This is a genomic window from Rahnella sp. PD4 (assembly GCF_049199325.1).
Taxonomy (GTDB): domain Bacteria; phylum Pseudomonadota; class Gammaproteobacteria; order Enterobacterales; family Enterobacteriaceae; genus Rahnella; species Rahnella perminowiae.
In genome coordinates this window covers 275,021-295,747 of the sequence record NZ_JBLZQF010000001.1, presented here as the reverse complement: position 1 = coordinate 295,747, position 20,727 = coordinate 275,021, and the positions used below count along the sequence as shown (strand labels likewise).

The window sequence follows — 20,727 nt, the reverse complement described above, 5'->3', positions numbered from 1 at the left end:
ATGAATTCATTCTGCCAGGCAGGTGGTTATGACACCGGATACAAAGTCTTCAGCAGCATCATGCTGCATTGTCGGGGGCGGTCCCGCAGGTTTAATGCTGGGATATCTTCTGGCGCGTAAAGGTATTGACGTCACTGTGCTGGAAAAACACCGTGACTTTTTGCGCGATTTTCGCGGCGACACCATTCACCCTTCGACGCTGGACATCATCTGGCAACTGGGTTTCCTCGACGAATTCCTCGCCCTGCCACACCAGCGCGCTGAAAAGCTATATGGTGAAATCGACGGCCAGGAAACCACGCTGGCGGACTTCAGCCATCTGCCAACGCAGTGTAAATTTATCGCTTTTATGCCGCAGTGGGATTTCCTTAACTTTATCGCCGGTAAGGCAGCACAACTGCCCAATTTCAGGCTGATCCATAATGCACAGGTGCTGTCGTTGCAGGAGGATAAAGGGCAGGTATCCGGTGTTATTGCTGAAGTGGACGGAGAAACGCAGCACTTTGATGCCGGTCTGGTGATCGGTTGCGATGGCCGTAATTCCATCGTGCGGGAACAGGCCGGGATGGAAGTCCGCCGTTATGGCACGCCGCGTGACGTGTTATGGCTGAAAATTCACAAACGACCGGACGATCCGCAGTGGTCAATGGGTCACCGCGGCCCGAAGAAAAACTTCATCATGATTGACCGGGGAGATTACTGGCAGTGTGGGTATTCGATTCCCAAAGGCAGTCTGGATTCGCTCAAAGCGCAGGGCATCGCGCCCTTTCTCGACCTGCTGACCGAAGTATCTCCCTTCGAACGCCCGCGTCTTCAGCAAGATATCCTCAGCTGGGAAGACGTACGCCTGCTGGTGATCCGCATTGACCGTCTGAAAGAGTGGGCAAAACCGGGGCTGCTGTGCATCGGCGACGCAGCGCATGCGATGTCACCCATCGGCGGTGTTGGCGTGAATCTGGCCATTCAGGATGCCGTGGCGACGGCGAATATCATCACTGAACCGCTCAAGGCCGGACGCCTGACGCTGCGGCATTTAAAACGCATTCAGCGCCGTCGCATGTTCCCGACCTGGGCGACGCAGGCGTTACAGATTATGATCAGTAAGGCCGGACAGAAACAAAGGAAGCGTGCCCCTTCACGGCTGGAAATCTGGCTACGGGGAAGGAAATTTATACCATTTCTGTTTGGACGCCTCATCGGCGTGGGATTTTATCGGGAAATCCCGAAGCTTTGATTTTGGGTTTGCCACCCGAACCGCCTTTAGGTCAACACCTTGGGTTGCCACCCAAACTGGCCTTAAGGTCAAGGTCGTGGGCGTCGGCCCACGGTTTTGAACTTGAAGTTTGTTTTAAACGCCCCTCGTGATGCCCGTTAAGCATCACAAATTTAAATATTCCCCGCTTTTTCATCACCCATAATTGATAAGCGTCATTACGCCCGGTGAGCTATTTCGGCAAAGTGCCCGCCTTTCACTTGGATCCATATTTAATCTCGGGGAATACAATAATGCTGGAATTACTGATCGGGCTGGTGGTCGCCGTCTTTGTCGGACGCTATATCATTAAAGGCTATTCACCCACCGGCGTGCTGATGGTAGGTGGCTTATTGCTGCTGATTATCAGTGCAATGATGGGCCACAGTATCCTGCCGGAAGGCACAAAAAGTACCGGCTGGAATGCCACAGATATCGTTGAATACGTCAAAATTCTGCTGATGAGCCGCGGTGGCGATCTGGGAATGATGATCATGATGCTGTGCGGATTCGCGGCCTATATGACACATATTGGGGCCAATGATGTGGTCGTCAAACTGGCATCGCGTCCGTTACAGATGATCAACTCACCGTACATTCTGATGGTTGCGGCTTATATCCTGGCGTGTCTGATGTCGCTGGCGGTATCTTCCGCCACCGGTCTGGGCGTGTTACTGATGGCGACACTGTTCCCGATAATGGTCAACGTCGGCATCAGCCGGGGCGCGGCGGCGGCGATTTGTGCATCCCCTGCGGCAATCATCCTTTCGCCAACATCCGGTGACGTTGTGCTGGCCGCGCAGGCGGCGAACATGCCGCTGGTGGATTTTGCCTTTAAAGTCACCCTGCCTATTTCGATTGCCGCCATCGCCGCAATGGCTGTCGCGCATTTCTTCTGGCAACGCTATCTGGATAAACGCGATACCACAGCCCAGGTGGATACGGTCGATTCAAATGCTGACGATGTGGCTGAAACCAATGCTCCGGCTTTCTACGCCATTTTGCCTTTCACGCCGATTATCGGTGTGCTGATTTTTGACGGAAAATGGGGGCCGAATCTGCATATCATCACCATTCTGGTGATCTGCATGCTGCTGACCGCCCTGATTGAAACCGTGCGTAACCGTAGCGGCAAAGCGGTATTCGCCGGTCTGGACGTGGCGTATCGCGGCATGGCCGATGCATTCGCCAACGTGGTGATGTTGCTGGTCGCGGCAGGCGTGTTTGCTCAGGGTTTAAGTACTGTCGGGTTTATCAGCAGCCTGATCGGACTGGCGCAAAACTTCGGTTCCGGCAGCATCGTTATGATGCTGGTACTGGTGGTGATCACCGTGCTTGCCGCCATGACTACCGGATCCGGCAATGCGTCGTTCTATGCCTTCGTTGAACTCATCCCTAAACTGGCGACGAAAATGGGCATTAATCCGGAATACCTGGTCATTCCGATGTTGCAGGCGTCCAACCTGGGCCGGACCCTTTCCCCGGTTTCCGGCGTTGTGGTCGCAGTGGCCGGCATGGCAAAAATCTCGCCTTTCGAAGTGGTTAAACGGACCTCCGTTCCCGTGCTGGTTGGCCTGATTGTGGTGATCGTCGCCACCGAAATTCTGGTGCCGGTGCACTAGTCCTCCCCGCTTTTAATTCCTGAATCGTTCAGGCTGTATCAGTGCGTTCACTGAGCGTGTCCCCGGAGCATACAAAAGTCTGTGACCGGGGCGCGTGAAGGCAGTCAACGCAGAGACGGCGGAAGGATTAAGGTATTGATCACATAAATACGATATCGGCTGAAGCGAACTCGGGTTAAGCTACTGCGCCTTGAAGGTCGGGGAAGTTTCCCTGTGCTGATTTGATGGCAAAACCAGCGTGAGAAAAGCTTTTATGTCGAATAATCCGGGCTATAAACGTATTGGCGGGTGGTTACTGGCCCCGATGGCGTATCTGATTGTGACGCTGCTCAGCGTCGTATTAATGCTGTTTCTGTTTTCAATGGCATTATTTGTACCGGAATCGCGTGAATATTTAATCACCAACTCGCAGGCATTTACCCTGCAATGGTATTTCTCTGTAGTGACCACGTTGGGGATGGGGTTATTTACCGTTGCGGTATTATGGCAATTTTGTAAGCGCGCCAGAGCGTTACCTAAAATGTATATTATCTGGTTATTGTGCACCGTGCTTCTGGCAGTAAAAGCCTTTGCATTCTCACCGGTTACCGATGATTTGGCCGTGCGTAACTTATTGTTACCTTTATTGGCCGCCGCCGTCTTTGTGCCTTATTTCAAGCGCTCACTGCGGGTAAAAGAAACCTTTACGGAATAACCCTGAATTTTTTAATGATTATTATGTCCGGGCAATTGCTATGACCTCTTATTTATTACTCTTCGTCGGCACCGTGCTGGTCAATAACTTTGTGCTGGTCAAATTTCTTGGCCTGTGCCCGTTTATGGGCGTGTCCAGGAAACTGGAATCGGCTATCGGGATGGGGCTCGCCACCACCTTCGTGATCACCCTGTCCAATATCTGCTCGTGGATCGTCAACACTTTTGTTCTGATGCCACTGGGGCTGGTGTATCTGCGTACCATGGCCTTTATTCTGGTGATCGCCGTTGTCGTGCAGTTCACCGAAATGGTCGTGCGTAAAACCAGCCCGTCGTTGTATCGGCTGCTGGGTATTTTCCTGCCGCTTATCACCACTAACTGTGCCGTGCTCGGTGTGGCGTTGCTTAACATCAACCAGCAGTTCAACTTTATGCAATCCGCGCTGTACGGTTTTGCCGCGTCACTGGGCTTCTCGCTGGTCATGGTGCTGTTCGCTGCCATTCGCGAACGTCTGGTCGTCGCTGATGTTCCGGCACCGTTCAAAGGTTCTTCGATTGCGCTGGTCACGGCCGGCCTGATGTCATTGGCCTTTATGGGCTTCACGGGTCTGGTGAAATTCTAATGTTTGAATTATGGGTAGCAATTGGCGCGCTGACCGCTCTGGCGCTGGTTTTTGGCCTGCTGCTGGGTTACGCCTCGCGTCGTTTTGCCGTCGAAGGCAACCCGGTTGTCGATCAGATTGACGATATTCTGCCGCAGAGCCAGTGTGCGCAATGCGGATATCCCGGCTGTAAACCTTATGCCGAAGCGGTCGCCAATGGCGACAACATCAATAAATGCGTGCCGGGCGGCGAAGCGGTCATGCTCAAACTGGCAACCCTGCTTAACGTTGAACCTCAGCCGATGGGCGAAGACGCCGCGGCGGCAGTACCGGTGCGTAAAGTGGCTTACATCGACGAGAGCAACTGCATCGGCTGCACCAAGTGCATTCAGGCATGTCCGGTTGATGCCATTGTAGGGGCCACCCGTGCCGTGCATACCGTGATTACCGATTTATGTACCGGCTGTGACCTGTGCGTCGCGCCCTGCCCGACGGACTGCATCGAAATGCTGCCGGTAAAAACCACCACCGCAAACTGGAAGTGGGATTTGAAATCCATTCCGGTTCAGGTCATCCATGCGGAGTAACATGTTTAATCTGTTTGCGGCGCTCAAAAAAGACAAGATCTGGGACTTCGACGGCGGTATTCATCCGCCGGAAATGAAGACTCAGTCAAGCCACGTTCCGTTGCGCAACGTGCCACTGCCTGAGCGCTTTATCATCCCGCTTCAGCAACATCTTGGCCCTGAAGGCGAGCTGTGTGTGAAACCCGGCGACCGCGTGTTAAAAGGTCAGCCGCTGACCACCGGTCGTGGCCGTACCGTACCGGTTCATGCGCCGACCTCAGGCGTGATTACCGCCATCGGGCCACACATTACTGCGCACCCTTCCGGCCTGAAAGAGCTTTGTGTGTTAATCGACGCCGACGGCCAGGACACCTGGTGTGACCGTGAATTCGTGGCCGATTACCGTCAGCTTACTGCTGACGAACTGAATCAGCGCATCAGTCAGGCTGGTATTGCCGGGCTGGGTGGCGCCGGTTTCCCGACCGCCAGCAAACTGGCTGGCGGCCTGACCTCGACCCGCACACTGATTCTTAATGCTGCCGAATGTGAGCCTTACATCACTGCCGATGACCGGCTGATGCAGGAACATGCCATGGAAATCCTCCAGGGTACGCGCATCCTCTGTCACATGTTGCATCCTGAACGTGTGCTGATCGGCATCGAAGACAACAAACCTGAAGCGATTGCCGCACTAAAAGCGGCGATCAGCGCTGAAATCTCCGACGGTGTGCGTTTTGAGTTGCGGGTGATCCCGACCAAATACCCGTCCGGCGGTGCCAAACAGCTGACTAAAATCCTGACCGGCCTCGAAGTGCCAAAAGGCCATCACTCGTCGTCCATCGGCGTGCTGATGCAAAACGTCGGCACTGTGTTTGCCATTAAACGCGCCATCATTGACGGCGAACCGCTGATTGAACGCGTGGTCACGCTGACCGGTGAAGCAATGGCAAAACCGGGCAACGTCTGGGCGCGTCTGGGTACCCCCATTGAGCACCTGATGCAGGAAGGTCAGTTACAACCGCAGGGTAATAAAAAGATGGTGATCATGGGCGGTCCGCTGATGGGCTTTACCCTGCCGTCGCTCAACGTACCCGTGGTCAAAATTTCCAACTGTTTGCTGGCACCGTCCGAATCCGAACTGGGACAGCCCGGGCCGGAAGAAGCCTGCATCCGTTGCAGCCTGTGTGCGGAATCCTGTCCGGCCGGTTTATTGCCGCAACAACTTTACTGGTTCAGTAAAGGCGAGGAACACGAGAAAGCACGCAAGCATAACCTGTTCGACTGCATCGAATGCGGCGCCTGTGCCTATGTCTGCCCGAGCAATATTCCGCTGGTGCAGTATTACCGTCAGGAAAAGGCTGAAATCCGCGCCATCGATAACGAAAGCGCACGTGCCACGGAAGCCAAAGCGCGTTTCGAAGCCAAACAGGCGCGTATGGAGCGTGAAAAATTAGCGCGGGAAGAAAAGCATCAGAAAGCGGCTGTAAAACTCAGCGAGACACCGGCAGCAGAAGCCCCTGTAGAAGAAAAACCCGTGGCTGACACGCCGGAAGTCGATCCGCGCCAGGCCGCACTGGCGGCGGCAATTGCCCGCGCTAAAGCTAAAAAAGCTGCCGCGCAGCAGGATATTCCTGTGGCCTCTGAACCGGTGGCTGAAACAGCACCGCCCGCTGAGGAAGATGCCCGTAAGGCCGCGGTGGCTGCCGCGATTGCCAGGGTGAAAGCGAAGAAAGCCGGCAACACTGGCGTGGTTGTTGAAGCCAGAGAAAGTGAGCTTGCCGTTTCTCAGCCACCCGCTGAGGAAGATGCCCGCAAGGCCGCCGTGGCGGCCGCGATTGCCCGTGTAAAAGCGAAGAAAGCCGCAGCACCACATCAGCCTGCCGGTGAAGAAAACGTGACAGCGTCACCTGCCGAACCTTCCGCAGACGACAAACGCAAGGCGGCAGTAGCCGCTGCCATCGCCCGCGCCAAAGCCAAAAAAGCGGCCGCGCAGGACGCAGAAGAAACCGAGCCAAAACAACAAGAAAGCGATCCACGCAAAGCCGCCGTGGCTGCGGCGATCGCCCGGGTTAAGGCCCGTAAAGCCGCCCAAACAATGTCTAACGAGGAATAGATGGCCTTCAGGATCGCAAGCTCACCTTTTACACATAATCGCCAGAACACCAGCACCATCATGATGATGGTGATCCTGGCGTGTATTCCCGGCCTGATCGCTCAGGTCTGGTTCTTCGGTTACGGCACGCTGATACAACTGACACTGGCTATCGTGATTGCTCTGCTGGCAGAAGGCGCCGTGTTACAACTGCGAAAACAGCCGGTGACGAAACGTCTGGGAGATAACAGCGCCCTGCTGACCGCGGTTTTGCTGGGTATCAGCCTGCCGCCGCTGGGCCCGTGGTGGATGGTGGTACTCGGCACGATTTTCGCCATCATTATTGCCAAACAACTTTATGGCGGTCTGGGTCAGAATCCGTTTAACCCGGCCATGGTAGGTTATGTGGTACTGCTGATTTCTTTCCCGGTGCAAATGACCACCTGGTTGCCGCCTGATACCCTGCAACACCATCACGCAGGCTTCACCGATACACTGCGGACTATTTTCACCGGGCATAACAGTCTGGATCTGACCGCCTATCAGCTCAATATGAACGTCGATGGCGTGACGCAGGCAACACCGCTGGATGCGTTTAAAACCGGTCTGCGCTCCGGCCATAGCGCCGATCAGATCCTCAGTACGCCATTGTTTAGCGGCACGCTGGCCGGTCTCGGCTGGCAGTGGATTAACCTGGGTTTCCTCGCCGGCGGGCTGTTCCTGATGTGGCGCAAAATCATCAGCTGGCACATTCCGGTCGCCCTGTTAGGTATGCTGACTGTCTGCGCGGGTATCGCGTGGGGTCTGGCACCGGAAAGCTACTCTTCACCGCTGGTCGGGTTGTTTTCCGGCGCGACCATGCTCGGCGCGTTCTTTATCGCCACCGATCCGGTGACGGCGTCCACCACGCCAAAAGGCCGCCTGATTTTCGGTGCGCTGATTGGTTTGTTGGTGTGGCTGATCCGCAGTTACGGCGGTTATCCGGATGGCATCGCTTTTGCGGTTTTACTGGCCAATATCACCGTGCCACTGATTGATCACTACACCCAACCACGCGTTTACGGGCATCGCTGAGGAAGAATGATGTTAGCAACCATGCGACGCCACGGCCTGATTCTGGCTTTCTTTGGCGCACTGATGACCGGCATGACGGCACTGGTCAACCTGATGACCAAGCCGACGATTGAACATCAGGCGCTGTTACAGCAAAAAATATTGTTTGATCAGGTGATCCCTGCAGGCGTGTACGACAACGACATGCAAAACGAATGTTACAACGTCACTGATGAGGCACTGGGTAACATGACGCCGCACCGTATGTATCTGGCGCGCAAAAACGGACAGCCTGTGGCCGCGGTGGTTGAAACCACTGCGCCTGATGGTTATTCCGGTGCGATCCGGTTACTGGTGGCGGCTGATTTTCATGGCAAAGTTTACGGTTCCCGCGTGCTGGAACAGCATGAAACGCCGGGGCTGGGTGACAAAATTGAAGTGCGCATTTCAGACTGGATCAAGCATTTCGCCAATCAGACCGTTAACGGTGCAGGCGATGAGCGCTGGGCCGTGAAGAAAGACGGCGGTATGTTTGATCAGTTTACCGGTGCGACCATTACACCGCGCGCCGTCGTTCGCTCCGTAAAACGCACGGCGCTGTTTATCGGGACGGTACCGTCTCAGCTTTCCCACCTCACCCCTTGTGGAGCACGTGATGAGTGAAGCCAAAAAGATAATCGTTCAGGGTCTGTGGACCAATAACTCCTCACTGGTTCAGTTGCTGGGGCTTTGTCCGCTGCTGGCCGTGACTTCGACTGCCACCAACGCCCTGGGTTTAGGCCTTGCGACCACACTGGTGCTGACCTGTACCAACGCCATGATTTCCGCATTCCGTAAGTGGATCCCGGATGAAATTCGCATTCCGATTTATGTGCTGATTATCGCCTCGGTCGTCAGTACCGTACAGATGCTGATCAACGCTTATGCGTTTGGTCTGTATCAGGCGCTGGGGATTTTTATCCCGCTGATTGTGACCAACTGTATTGTGGTCGGACGCGCCGAAGCCTGCGCAGCCAGCAGTCCGATCCATCTGGCCGCGCTTGACGGTGCGATGACCGGGCTCGGAGCAACCTGTGCGATGTTTGTACTGGGCTCAATGCGTGAAATTCTCGGCAGCGGCGTACTGTTCAACGGCGCTGATTTGTTACTCGGCAGTTGGGCGAAAGTATTGCGTGTCGAAGTGCTGCATCTCGATAACCCGTTCCTGCTGGCCATGCTGCCGCCGGGCGCGTTTATCGGCCTCGGTCTGTTGCTGGCCGCTAAATATCTTATTGATCAGCGCATGAAAGCACGGAAAGCGGCACAGCACGTTGCTGCTGAAGAAAGTTTGCCAAAGGGAAGTGTTCATGAATAAGGAAAAACGCACCGAAATTCTCAGCCGTTTACGTGATAACAACCCGCATCCTACCACCGAACTGGTGTACACCACCCCGTTCGAACTGCTGATTTCGGTATTGCTTTCCGCGCAGGCCACGGACGTCAGCGTGAACAAGGCGACGGCAAAGCTGTATCCTGTCGCCAACACGCCTGAATCTGTTCTGGCACTTGGCGTGGACGGTGTGAAGGAATACATCAAAACTATTGGCCTGTTTAATGCCAAAGCCGAGAACGTGATTAAAACCTGCCGTCTTTTGCTGGAAAAACACAACGGTGAAGTGCCGGAAGACCGCGCCGCGCTTGAAGCCCTGCCAGGCGTCGGCCGCAAAACCGCCAACGTTGTACTTAACACTGCCTTCGGCTGGCCGACCATTGCGGTGGACACGCATATCTTCCGCGTCTGTAACCGCACGAAGTTCGCGCCGGGTAAGACTGTCGATGATGTCGAAGAAAAATTGCTGAAAGTGGTTCCCGCCGAATTCAAACTTGACTGCCATCACTGGCTGATCCTGCATGGCCGCTATACCTGCATTGCCCGCAAGCCACGGTGCGGGAGTTGTCTGATTGAGGATTTGTGTGAGAGTAAAGAGAAGGTCTATGCGGAGTGAAAGGGCTTCCCTTTGGATCTCTTTAAAATTTTCTCAGTTGCACTGAAGGCTCGACCGAGAAAATTTCGGTTTTTCAATTACGGTTATCACATGCGTTTTCGCGCCGAAACCGACCAGAGGGAAAAGTGCTTTTTCCCTCTTGGATCTCCCTTCGCTTTTAACTCCCCGCTATCGCTCGCTGGCTATGTTTCAGCAACCACAGCGACAGGCTGGAAATCTTGCCGCTACGCGGTGCCTTCTCTCGGTCCTGAAGCCTTCGGTCTTCAGGCCGCTCCGTTCAGCAAGATTTCTGAATCGCCCGCAGCTTTTTGAAAGATTAAGAAAGTGAGGTTGTGAAGTTGAAGCCTGAGACCGGTTCCAAAATTCCGCCGGAGGAGAGGTGGAAAACCGCGCGTTTTTTGCGCGGGTTGCAACCCGAACGTAGGGCACCGCGCAGCGGCGGGATTTTGCGGCTATCACTGCGATACCTGAAACATAGCCAGCGAGCGGAGCGCGCAGTAAAAGAGCCGGAGATTCTTAAGAGGCGCGGCGATAGGCGCCTCTTAAGGCCAGTGTGGGTGGCAACCCACGGTTTTGACCTTGAATTTGAAGTTGAAGTTAAAAGCCGCCATTGCAGCGGCCTCTGCAATCAAATAAACGATTTCGCCTGCTTGAGCACCACATCACACGCCTTAGTTTTCACTTTCTCTTTTACCTGCGTCAGCCCGTTCCCCAGGTTATTCAGATCGACACTCTGATCTTTACCGGTTTTCAGCAATCCCCCCAGACCCTGCTGATAATCCTGGCTTTCCGCACCCTCTGCCGTCTGGATACCCAGCTTGCTCAGCAACTGATCTTTCACATTCTCAGTGCTGGCTTTGGAAAGTACGTTGTTCTTCACGCAATATTGCAACACACCTGCGACATTGTTCGCGCTGGTCGAGGTTAATGCGCTGTCGCCGCCGCTAAGCAACGAGGTCAGCGAAGAAGTGGTGCCGGTGGAACCGGATTTGCTGCCGCCGTTCAGTCCTTCGTTGGCGGCCTGCTGCAGTTGTCCCAGAAGATTATTCGACGCCTGTGCACCTGCTGAAAGCAAAATACCTGCAGAGGCTATCGCCAGAACAACGGCTTTCAATGTTTTCATGTGTTACTCCATTCATTTAACGCAATATTGCGCCAAAGCTTGAGCTTAAATATTCTTTTCATCAATAGGAATAGCGGAGATAAACCGTCGTAGGATGGTTTATCTGTCGGGTTTTTCTGTCTGCTGTTGTGCCAGCCAAAGCCCGGCGGCTGTGAAGAAATGCTGCGCCAGTGGCGTTGCCCTTCCCGCTTCGGCAACCACCAGTGCGGCGTGACGGCTCATCGGTGTGATATCCAGCGGACAACGTTTCAGTACAGGATGCATCTCATCAATCAGATGTCCGCGCGGAACCAGCGCACAGCCAATCCCGACGAACACGCCCTGCATCAGCTGGAAAATCGAGGTGCTTTCAAGCCGCGGACGCAGCTCAAGCCCGGCCTGGCGGAAAAAATTATCCAGATAACGCCGGAAATAGCGGCTCGGCTCAGACAGACATAATGGCAGCGTGACTGCCTGTTCAGCGGTCATCAGTCCGATGTCCTGCAACTGCGGAAAATGATCCGGGTGATAGACCACATCAACGCCGCCATCATCAAGCGGCACCAGCTGAAAGCGCAGCTCATTGAGCGTCGAGAACTCAAAAAAACCAATACCGACATCCACTGAATGACTGCTCAGCGCTTCTATCAGTTGATCGGCACTGACTTCCGCGACACGATAATCCAGCCCCGGATGCGCCTCGCTGACCGCCTTAATCAGCTGCGCCAACGACACGCTGCATTGCGGCATCACGCCTATACGCAATGTCCCGCTCATGCCCTGTTTCAGTGATTCGACTTCCAGTTTCAGCCCTTCATAGACGGCGACGATTTCACGCGCCCAGCTCAGCACGCGCAGGCCTTCGGCGGTAAAACCTTCAAAGTTATTACCGCGGTTGATCAGATTAAGGTCGAGTTCTTTTTCGAGATTTTTAAGGCGCATCGACAGCGTCGGCTGGCTGACAAAACTGGCTTCTGCCGCCCTGCCGAAATGTCGTTCGCGTTCGAGATTACACAAATAGATAAGTTGTTTGATATCCAATTTATTTTCTAATTCAGCCGGTTGTTGTGCCCTGTCGATTGCTGATGATTATAATCCAAAGTCATGATGATGACGCAGCGGATTAAAACCGGCCAGGGCGTCCTGACGCTGTTTACGTGCGCGGCGGGCCAGCGCATAGGCCGGATCGCCATTGAAACCGTGAAATCCGCCCGGATAAATGCTGAATTCCACCGGTACGCCGGCACGGATTAACCGGCGTGCATAGTCGATATTCTCATCGAGGAATAAATCTATCGAACCGACGCCAATCCAGGCTGGCGGTAATCCGCTCAGATCCTCTGCACGGCCCGCCGCAGCGTAGCAGGAAATATCCCGCAAACCCGCTTCATGACCAAGATAGGCGTGCCAGCCGAAACGGTTGTCCTCGCGCGTCCAGGAGAATTCACCCGTCACCGGATTCGGGTTGGGATCGGTCACGGTGCGGTCGTCAAGCATCGGATACATCAGGTTTTGAAACGCCAGTTTCGGGCCATTGCGGTCACGGGTCAGCAGCGCCAGCGAGGCCGCCAGCCCTGCACCGGCGCTGTCGCCCATTACACCGATATGTTCGGGGTCGATGCCCAGCGCTTCTGCCTGAGCGGTCATCCAGACCAGCGCGGCATAGCAATCCTCCAGCGGGCCGGGGAACGGTGTTTCCGGCGCGAGGCGATAATCCACCGAAACAATGACACAGTCGTGCTGCGCCGCAGTCGGACGGGTCAGCGGCATCGATTGCTCAGGGCTGCCCAGCACATAGCCGCCACCATGAATATGCAAAATACCCATCCGCCCCTGGCGTGCATGTTGCGGTGAAATCACCACCACACGCACCGCCGGCGCGCCTTCGCTACCCGTAATGTGATGATGGGCGACGGAAACAGGCAGGCCATCATCCTGCAATAAACTTTCCAGTGCCGCTGCCTGCCGCTGAGCGCGCATATCAGGCAGAACAGAGGCTTCAAGCACACGTTCTGGCATAAGATCCAGTAACGGGCGCAGTTCAGGGTCAACCAGGTGGGCAGTTTTCATCACAGGATCCATTTTTCAGTTATCGTCCCGTTATTTATAACGCCCTGAACCGGTTTTAAAAAGTCTGAATTGTTATTGCTTATGACTGATTACAGGTAGGTTTCTCATGAGGAAGCTGTCATGAAATGCAGGGCCACCCCGGATGTCATACCAAACGTGCCCGGCGTTCTGATCACGCAAAAAGGGGCCGGAGCCCCTTTCATTCCATTCACTGCCTGCTGAGATTACTTTCTGACTTGTTTGGTCGCAAAACCTTTGTTCAGTTTACGCCAGTACACCAGCCAGGTGATCAGCGCACAAACCACGTAAAACACCAGGAAGACTTTCATCGCGCCCGCCGGTGAACCGGTCATGGCCAGTGATGTCCCGAACGCTTTAGGAATAAAGAAGCCGCCAATCGCGCCGATGGAAGAGATAAAACCGAGCGCAGCCGCCGTATCGGTAACCGCTTCACGCAGCGCTTCATCATCGCTGGCACCACGGGCTTTAGCCTGATCAGTGGTGAGTTTACGGAAAATCACCGCAATCATCTGATAGGTGGAGCCACTGCCCAGACCGGCCGTCAGGAACAGCACCATAAACACCGCGAAGAACGCCGGGAAATTGCCGCCCGCGCCACCGACCGGCAAGGTCAGGAACAGTAAACCCGCAAAAATCGCCATGACGATATAATTCACCAGAGTTACGCGAATACCACCCAGGCGGTCGGACAACATGCCCCCCGCAGAACGGGCCAGCGCACCAAAAAACGGGCCGAAAAAGGCAAATTGCAAAATATTGACGTCAGGGAACTGGGTTTTGGTCAGCATCGCAAAACCCGCTGAAAAGCCGATAAACGAACCGAAAGTCGCCAGATACAACACACTCATGATCCACAGATGACCGCGTTTCAGTACCGGTAATTGCTGGCGGATTGAGGCTTTGGAAGAGGCCAGATCGTTCATACCAAACCAGGCGGCAAGGGTACCGATGATCAAAAATGGCACCCAGATCCAGGCCGCATTTTGCAGCCAGATGTCAGTACCGTTCGCCAGCGTCTGTTTATCGCTGAAGGCCGCAAACACCCCCAGGGAGATGACCAGTGGTGCAATCAGCTGCATCACGCTCACCCCAAGATTACCCAGACCACCATTGATCCCGAGAGCGCCGCCCTGCTTCGCTTTCGGAAAGAAAAAGCTAATATTGGACATGCTCGATGCAAAGTTAGCGCCACCGAAACCGCACAACAGCGCAATGATCAGGAAAACGTTATAAGACGTGGTGATATCCTGCACCGCAAAACCCAGCCACAGGCATGGCAGCACCAGAAATACAGTACTGATGGCCGTCCAGCGGCGGCCGCCGAACAGCGGGATCATAAAGGAGTAAGGCACACGCAACAAAGCGCCGGATACTGACGGAATAGCGGTCAGCATAAACAGCTGATCCGTCGTGAAGTTAAAACCGACTTTGTTGAGGTTAACGGAGACCAGGCTGAACAGCATCCAGACGCAGAATCCCAGCAAAAGACAAGGCACGGAAATCCATAAATTGCGGCTGGCCACTTTATGCCCGGTTTTTTCCCAAAATGCCGGGTCTTCGGGACGCCAGTCCTGCAACAGGCGTGACGGTTTTTCCGTCGGTGAAGCTGATGTATGTGACATGTGTACCTCGGGTGGCAACGCATTGTTGTTGTAATGATTGAGTTCTGTCGCACACACTAGGTAGAGCACCACCCCGGGATGTTGATACAAATCAACGCAAACGCAGGTGGATAATGCCGGAAAAATCACCACAAATCCTTTGTGAGTACCCGGCGGAAAATCAATAAACTGTTTTTATTCAAAAGGTTGAAGAAGAGATATTCTTTGGGTTAACGACAGCATGAATGACATGGAAATAAAGGAGTAATCACAAAGGGGTATAGGGAAACGCTCCCTGATCATAAAAAATGCCCACACAGTACAGGTTTGTGTCATTCCGGCACGTTATCTGCGGCGTCCGCTATAGGTTCAGGAAATACTATTCATGTTTAAACGCGTACTGCCTTCTTTGTCGCTCATCAGCCAGATCACCTTGCTGATGCTGCTGCTCGGCCTTCTGGGCATTGGCGGAATGAGCCTGGCGGCGTGGATGGCGGGCAGTATCGAGGGCAATGCCCATGCGATCAATAAAGCGGGTTCGCTGCGCATGCAAAGTTACCGGCTGTTATCTGAAGTACCGCTGCAGGAAACCAGTGCCCGCTATATCAGCCAGATGGAAACTGATCAAAACAGCGCCGATTTATTACAGGCTGTTGAGCGCGAAAATCTGCAACCACAGTTTCTGGCGTTACGTCAGTACTGGCAAACCACCCTGCGCAACCAGCTTCTTACGGCTAAGCACCCGCAGGATGTCTCGGCCAATATTGCCGTCTTTGTCGGCCAGCTTGATGAGCTGGTCGCGGCACTGGAGCACAAAACCGAATACCATTTACAGCAGATTTCGCTGATCCAACGTGGACTTCTGGTGGTAACTCTTTTACTGATGGCGCTGACCATCTGGTTCCTGCGCCGCCATCTGCTGACGCCCTGGAAAAGCCTGCTTTCACAGGCCAGCGCCATTACCGCCGGGGATTTCAGCCGCCGCTATCAGCGTAACCGTGTGGTGAATGGCGATGCACATAATGAAATGGATATCCTCGGCGACTCACTCAACAGTATGTCTCTGGCCCTGGCGGAAATGGTCGATAAGCTGGCCCAGCGCGTGGCAGAAAAAACCGCCGATCTGCAACAAAAAAATCAGATGCTGGATTATCTGTACCGCGTGAGCCGTCAGCTTCACACCAGTGCACCGCCTGAGGCACGCATGGAACCGGTGCTGAAAGAGTTGCAATCACTGACTCCGCTGAAGGGTATTCAGTTGCGGCAATACGAAAATAATAGCGCGGAAGTATTCAATGAATTCAGCCACACTTCGCCACGTCAGCCTGACATCCCAGAGGTCGGTGAACATGCACAAGACGGTGGCGAGTCCCTGAGCTGGAGCCTGCGCGACGATCGCGAAAATTACGGTGTGTTGCTGGCGCAGTTGCCGCCAGGGCAGTATCTGGATGACGATCAGCAGCAACTGATACACACCCTGCTGGAACAACTCACCAGTACTCTGATGCTGGCACGTCAGGCGGAACATCAGCAACAGCTGATGCTGATGGAGGAACGTTCGGCTATCGCCCGTGAACTGCATGACTCGCTGGCGCAGTCACTGTCATGCCTGAAAATTCAGGTGGCCTGCCTGCAAATGCACGCTGATGCCTTCCCGGAAGAAGACAAAAATCTGTTGCTACAAATGCGGGAAGAACTCAATACCGCTTATCGCCAGTTGCGTGAACTGCTGACCACCTTCCGCCTGACGCTGAACACCCCCGGCCTGCACGCCGCACTGCAACATACCGTAGATGAATTCTCACGCCGTATGGGCCTGGCCATTGATTTCGATTATCAGATCCCGCCGCGTTCCGTTCCGGCCAATCAGGGCATTCACCTGTTGCACATTGCCCGTGAAGCCCTGAACAATGTTTATAAACATGCTAATGCCACCCGGGTATCGCTTTCATTACAGTGTCATGACGGCGAAATCAACATGAATATTTGCGATAACGGTGACGGTATTTCGCAGGACATCGGGCAGCAAAATCATTATGGGCTGATCATCATGCAGGATCGCGCCAGTACCTTACACGGCAAATGTCGGGTCGCCCGGCGCCCGGAGGGCGGCACAGAAGTCACTGTGCGTTTCCGGCCCGAAGCCCTGCCAGTTAATCCCCAGGAGCAAGTATGAACGACACCACCCCTTCCACTATTTTGCTGATTGACGATCACCCTATGCTGCGCAACGGCGTGAAACAGCTGATCGCGCTGGACTCACGCCTTAAAGTTATTGGTGAAGCCAGTAATGGCGAACAGGGCGTCGAACTGGCAAAACAGCTCGATCCGGACCTGATCCTGCTGGACCTGAATATGCCGGGCATGAACGGGCTGGATACACTCGACAGCATGCGTCAGACCTCCCTTTCCGGGCGGATCGTGGTTTTCAGCGTATCGAATCATGAAGATGATGTGGTAACCGCCCTGAAACGTGGCGCGGATGGGTATTTACTGAAAGATATGGAGCCGGAAGATTTGCTCACTGCGCTGCATAACGCCGCCGCCGGGAAGATGGTGCTGAGCGAAGCGCTGACACCCGTTCTCGCGGCAAGCCTGCGAGAAAGCCGCCCGAGCGGTGACCGCGATATTCAGTCCCTGACGCCGCGCGAACGCGACATCATCAAACTGATCGCCGAAGGTTTGCCGAACAAAATGATCGCCCGTCGTCTGAATATCACCGAAAGCACGGTGAAAGTGCACGTCAAACATCTGCTGAAGAAAATGAAACTTAAATCCCGCGTTGAAGCGGCAGTTTGGGTATTGCAGAGTAATGTGCTTTAACCAGGCGTTAGCCCTTAAAACCGCCTCCCAACCTCCCCAGCGAAGGGCTGACTCTTATACACAAATCCCCGGCATTCATGACGGGGATTTTTTTTGAACTTTTTCCTTCTCCGTTGATCTTCTTTACAGGTAGAAAATGTGACCCAGGCGCGGCAGATCATCAGCTATTACGAACGGCGCTGGCGAAAATGGGTCATTGATACGACAGCAAACGTACGGGTCGTGCAGGCTGGATAGTGATGTGGGAAGGCTGGCTCAAGCTGCAGAATATCGTTGAAGGCTACAAACTTGCGAAGTCTCTTGATCAGGAGATCTGATCAAGAGACAGGCGAAGGTGGAGGAGCACTCCGAGTATTAAGGTCAAAAATAAAAGAGTACGCCAGTATTGTACTCAATCGCTTTATTTATTTGGGACACCAATACTTCAGCATTGGCACGATCTGATGGAGAAACCTGCCCCAGAATACTCTTAGCCAATGTTAAATCACGAATGCCGATAATTTTCTCATCTTCGAATTCGTCTATGTTAATTTCGATGAACTGGTTCAATTGACTGATAACACCTGTATCGATTAGAGACTGAAATTGTTCATCAGTTATCGTAACTTCGATCAAATCTCCCTCAAGAGACACATCAAGATCAAGACGTTGCATGGCATCGTGGCTGGTCGGTACAGAGATACATTTCATGTTATTTACGTCCTGGAATGTTAAAATGCGTGACTTCATTATATTCACTCTGAGTCCTTCCTATTTGCTTGCCCCCTTCAAGTATTTTGTTATTTGGAACAATACCATCAAGATCTAAATAGGTTCTTTTGCCTGACAGGGAGGGGTCATTGATGCGGAAATAGTCGCCGTTTAAGTCTTCAACGACTTGTACACCAGTCTCAGGGTGAGCGTAAATCCGTTTTCCTGAGTTCGTAGTTGTAACCAAAGGATGATTTCCGGCAAATTTCTTCAATGCTGCATCCAGATCCGCAGTCGGCCAATTTCCTGAAAATTTCTTAGCGCGGACAGCCCCTGCTGCTAACGTGCTGTGTCTTGGAGCTAGTCTTTCTAACTGGGAAATTTCACTGACAGCCCCTAACCCACTAAGCCCGAGCCCGGCCATCACTGACGTAATCGCAATAGCTGCACCCACTGTAGTTAAGTCGTTTAATATTGTCTGGCCGGTAAGAATTACGTGAACATCATCCACTACATGACCACGAAATGAGCAGGATAGGGAAATGAAGTTTTGGGTAACAAAGTGTGGTGACTCCCTCCTCTGCGACTGCTTCTTGATGAGGAGATCTGATAAAGAGACTGCTCGCAGGGGGAGGAGCAAAAAGCTAAACCCTCAGTGGCCAGGTCGGCTCCCTTCCCCCGCGAAGGGGCGGAGCGAAGGCCCCGATCAGAAATTCAGCCCTGAATCATTGCCGTATTGCGGCTGAGCCGTCAGTGGCGGGGATACATTCAGCGTGATCCAGTTGGAGGTGACTTTCTGCGATTTGCTGTCTTCCACAGTCACCGACAGATGATAAATGTTGGTGGCGTCCGGGGAATCATCCCATGGTGGCACAATCACACTCCAGCCATCAGGATTCCGGTTATTCGCAGGTGGCGTCAGGCTCAGCGCCTGCGTATCGCCCTGCCAGCTCAGCGCCACCACAGAATTCAGCGCGTGCAGTTGCAGTTTCAGCGGTACCGTTTCGCCTGGCTGTAATGACCACGGCGGCGTGGCCAGAAATACCGACAAGGTCTTACGCTGTTTGAATTCCATCACCGGCATATTATTGCGGTCAACCATGTCCATCCGGCTTCCGCGCAGCGAGCGCGCTGCCGCGACGTTCTGTGAGGACAACTGCTGCGACAGTGGCACCCCCAGCCGGTAATTCAGTGTCAGTTTCACTACATCCTGATTATCCCCATCCTGTCCGGCCTGATGCTCGGCCATCACCGTCACGATCGGCACCGGGGTGTAATTGACGCCAAACGACACTGCCGACGGATTACTCTGCCGCGTGCCGTTGCCGAACAAATCCACCTGATTACCGAAATACTGCTCATAACTCAGCGAAGCGCCTAACTGGCGGTAGAAAGGTAAATAGCCTTTGGTGGTAATGTCGTAGCCACGCGCCTGACGCCGCAGTTGCGCAGACGTGCTGCTGTCGGCTTTATAGGAGGAAAACGGCTGATAATAATTGGTAGAAAAGCGCAGGTAATCTGTCCCCGCCTCCGCGCCCAGACTGCCGCGCGTCAGCTGATGGTCGAAGTCGTTATCCACAAACGCGTTATACCCCAGCATCCACGTACCGGTATTAAAGCGCTGGCCGAGGCCGAAATTACCAACCGTGGCATCCGTCTCGCTTTGCAGACCGATCTGGCTGTAAACCAGATTGGTTTCAGACTGGTACAGCGGGCTGAATAACCGACCGGAACTGCCGTCAAGATTATGGCCGGTCATGTCCAGCGAGGTGCTGACGGTGCCCAGCGGCGAAAGCAAACTGCTGGTTTCTTTTTGCACCAGTTTCGCCGCCTGACTCAGTGCCAGCGTTTCCGCCTGCACCCGTAAGGGATCATCGCTGTCCGCCGTCGTGGTTCCCAGCTCTTTCAGAGCGGTGGCAAGCTGTTTTTCCATGGCCGTGGGCCCGGTATTGTTCTGTATGTACTGGCTGCCGAGGCTCGGCAACATCCCGGCGGGTTGTGCCGGCGTTCCGTTATTAAAGACGGAACTTTGGTCACTGGCGGGCAGAAAACCGTTGAGGTTATAACCGGGAACGCCGTATTCGCCAGATCCTACCGTCAGCGCACTGGCGCTTACAGCATAGAAGGCGGCTCCCCCTGCAAGCAGCAAAGAGGCGCAGGTGTTTCCTGCAAATCGCTTCAATAAATCAGAAAAAAAATCTGTGACTTCAGTCATACCTTACACATTTCATGAGTAAGGTATGATCTTACCGTACAGTCAGCATAATTCAACCTTCACGCCACGAACGGCCACACACCGCCTTATCGCCAGTCAAATCATGCTCATTCATTTCCAGAGTGAATGCAGGGCTAATTTGTTGCCACATCGCAAAAAATATCGCCTAAAATTACATCAAAGATATCAATCACACACATTTAATAACATTTTTAACAAACGAACTATTTATCTTTACATTCTATTTTCATTTATCCTTAGCAGGTTAACGATTATCCCGATGCCACCCGACTGCCCTGGCAGAGTGCGTCCGGACCTTAAAGTGATATGTACAAACAGG

20 protein-coding genes are annotated in these 20,727 nt (G+C 53.7%); 13 read left to right on the top strand and 7 right to left on the bottom strand.

What is annotated here, in order from left to right; genetic code table 11:
- Window positions 1-28: 28 nt before the first annotated feature.
- The 11 genes from ACOZIO_RS01280 (at window position 29) to ACOZIO_RS01230 (ending at window position 10,177) form a co-directional block, all read left to right on the top strand.
- Window positions 29-1,234: an FAD-dependent oxidoreductase gene (locus ACOZIO_RS01280; RefSeq protein ID WP_129990758.1), complete on the top strand. Its 1,206-nt coding sequence runs from the start codon at window positions 29-31 to the stop codon at window positions 1,232-1,234.
- A 272-nt stretch (window positions 1,235-1,506) separates the two neighbouring features.
- Window positions 1,507-2,874 (top strand): anaerobic C4-dicarboxylate transporter DcuC, encoded by a 1,368-nt coding sequence (gene dcuC / locus ACOZIO_RS01275; protein ID WP_129951211.1) that lies wholly within the window; start codon window positions 1,507-1,509, stop codon window positions 2,872-2,874.
- Between the two features lie 253 nt (window positions 2,875-3,127).
- Entirely contained in the window at window positions 3,128-3,568 is a 441-nt protein-coding gene (locus tag ACOZIO_RS01270) for a DUF2569 domain-containing protein (RefSeq protein ID WP_129951210.1), read from the top strand.
- Window positions 3,569-3,608: 40 nt separating this feature from the next.
- Window positions 3,609-4,190 (top strand): electron transport complex subunit RsxA, encoded by a 582-nt coding sequence (gene rsxA, locus ACOZIO_RS01265; RefSeq protein WP_015697462.1) that lies wholly within the window; start codon window positions 3,609-3,611, stop codon window positions 4,188-4,190.
- Window positions 4,190-4,756: an electron transport complex subunit RsxB gene (gene rsxB / locus ACOZIO_RS01260; RefSeq protein WP_013575430.1), complete on the top strand. Its 567-nt coding sequence runs from the start codon at window positions 4,190-4,192 to the stop codon at window positions 4,754-4,756. The genes rsxA and rsxB overlap by 1 nt, the downstream gene beginning before the upstream one ends.
- A gap of 1 nt (window position 4,757) precedes the next feature.
- Window positions 4,758-6,848, top strand: a complete 2,091-nt coding sequence (gene rsxC / locus ACOZIO_RS01255; RefSeq protein WP_129990760.1) for an electron transport complex subunit RsxC — start codon at window positions 4,758-4,760, stop codon at window positions 6,846-6,848.
- Window positions 6,849-7,901, top strand: a complete 1,053-nt coding sequence (gene rsxD / locus ACOZIO_RS01250) for an electron transport complex subunit RsxD (RefSeq protein WP_129990761.1) — start codon at window positions 6,849-6,851, stop codon at window positions 7,899-7,901.
- A gap of 9 nt (window positions 7,902-7,910) precedes the next feature.
- Complete coding sequence (gene rsxG / locus ACOZIO_RS01245) at window positions 7,911-8,543, top strand: electron transport complex subunit RsxG (RefSeq protein WP_235174264.1); 633 nt, start codon at window positions 7,911-7,913, stop codon at window positions 8,541-8,543.
- Window positions 8,536-9,234 (top strand): electron transport complex subunit E, encoded by a 699-nt coding sequence (locus tag ACOZIO_RS01240; protein WP_129951206.1) that lies wholly within the window; start codon window positions 8,536-8,538, stop codon window positions 9,232-9,234. Before rsxG ends, ACOZIO_RS01240 begins: the two co-directional genes overlap by 8 nt.
- Window positions 9,227-9,865: an endonuclease III gene (gene nth / locus ACOZIO_RS01235; protein ID WP_129990762.1), complete on the top strand. Its 639-nt coding sequence runs from the start codon at window positions 9,227-9,229 to the stop codon at window positions 9,863-9,865. Before ACOZIO_RS01240 ends, nth begins: the two co-directional genes overlap by 8 nt.
- Window positions 9,866-9,877: 12 nt before the next feature.
- On the top strand, window positions 9,878-10,177 hold the full coding sequence (locus tag ACOZIO_RS01230) for a hypothetical protein (RefSeq protein ID WP_129951204.1): 300 nt from the start codon (window positions 9,878-9,880) through the stop codon (window positions 10,175-10,177).
- Between the two features lie 316 nt (window positions 10,178-10,493).
- On the opposite strand, the gene ACOZIO_RS01225 is transcribed toward ACOZIO_RS01230, so the two are convergent.
- From ACOZIO_RS01225 to ACOZIO_RS01210, 4 genes are all read right to left on the bottom strand, one after another.
- A complete protein-coding gene (locus tag ACOZIO_RS01225) occupies window positions 10,494-10,988 on the bottom strand; it encodes a DUF2501 domain-containing protein (protein ID WP_129951203.1) in 495 nt (164 codons plus the stop codon).
- Window positions 10,989-11,087: 99 nt separating this feature from the next.
- Window positions 11,088-12,008, bottom strand: coding sequence for a LysR family transcriptional regulator (locus ACOZIO_RS01220; RefSeq protein ID WP_129951202.1), 921 nt, complete (start codon window positions 12,006-12,008; stop codon window positions 11,088-11,090).
- Between the two features lie 48 nt (window positions 12,009-12,056).
- Window positions 12,057-13,037, bottom strand: a complete 981-nt coding sequence (locus tag ACOZIO_RS01215; protein ID WP_217159451.1) for an alpha/beta hydrolase — start codon at window positions 13,035-13,037, stop codon at window positions 12,057-12,059.
- 224 nt (window positions 13,038-13,261) lie between these two features.
- Window positions 13,262-14,680 carry a NarK family nitrate/nitrite MFS transporter gene (locus ACOZIO_RS01210; RefSeq protein ID WP_129990765.1) on the bottom strand — a complete coding sequence of 473 codons (1,419 nt, stop codon included), beginning with the start codon at window positions 14,678-14,680 and terminating at the stop codon, window positions 13,262-13,264.
- 364 nt (window positions 14,681-15,044) lie between these two features.
- Here ACOZIO_RS01210 and narX point away from each other — a divergent pair, with 364 nt between their 5' ends.
- Window positions 15,045-16,835, top strand: a complete 1,791-nt coding sequence (gene narX, locus ACOZIO_RS01205) for a nitrate/nitrite two-component system sensor histidine kinase NarX (protein WP_421594841.1) — start codon at window positions 15,045-15,047, stop codon at window positions 16,833-16,835.
- A complete protein-coding gene (gene narL / locus ACOZIO_RS01200) occupies window positions 16,832-17,482 on the top strand; it encodes a two-component system response regulator NarL (RefSeq protein WP_129990767.1) in 651 nt (216 codons plus the stop codon). The genes narX and narL overlap by 4 nt, the downstream gene beginning before the upstream one ends.
- Before the next feature lie 360 nt (window positions 17,483-17,842).
- Here the strand turns inward: narL and ACOZIO_RS01195 are convergent, their stop codons facing one another.
- The 3 genes from ACOZIO_RS01195 to ACOZIO_RS01185 all read right to left on the bottom strand — a co-directional run bounded on the left by ACOZIO_RS01195 (window position 17,843) and on the right by ACOZIO_RS01185 (window position 20,387).
- On the bottom strand, window positions 17,843-18,172 hold the full coding sequence (locus ACOZIO_RS01195; RefSeq protein WP_421594840.1) for a hypothetical protein: 330 nt from the start codon (window positions 18,170-18,172) through the stop codon (window positions 17,843-17,845).
- 1 nt (window position 18,173) lies between these two features.
- Window positions 18,174-18,683, bottom strand: coding sequence for a hypothetical protein (locus ACOZIO_RS01190; RefSeq protein WP_421594839.1), 510 nt, complete (start codon window positions 18,681-18,683; stop codon window positions 18,174-18,176).
- A 195-nt stretch (window positions 18,684-18,878) separates the two neighbouring features.
- Entirely contained in the window at window positions 18,879-20,387 is a 1,509-nt protein-coding gene (locus ACOZIO_RS01185; protein WP_129990768.1) for a YchO/YchP family invasin, read from the bottom strand.
- Between the last annotated feature and the right edge of the window lie 340 nt (window positions 20,388-20,727).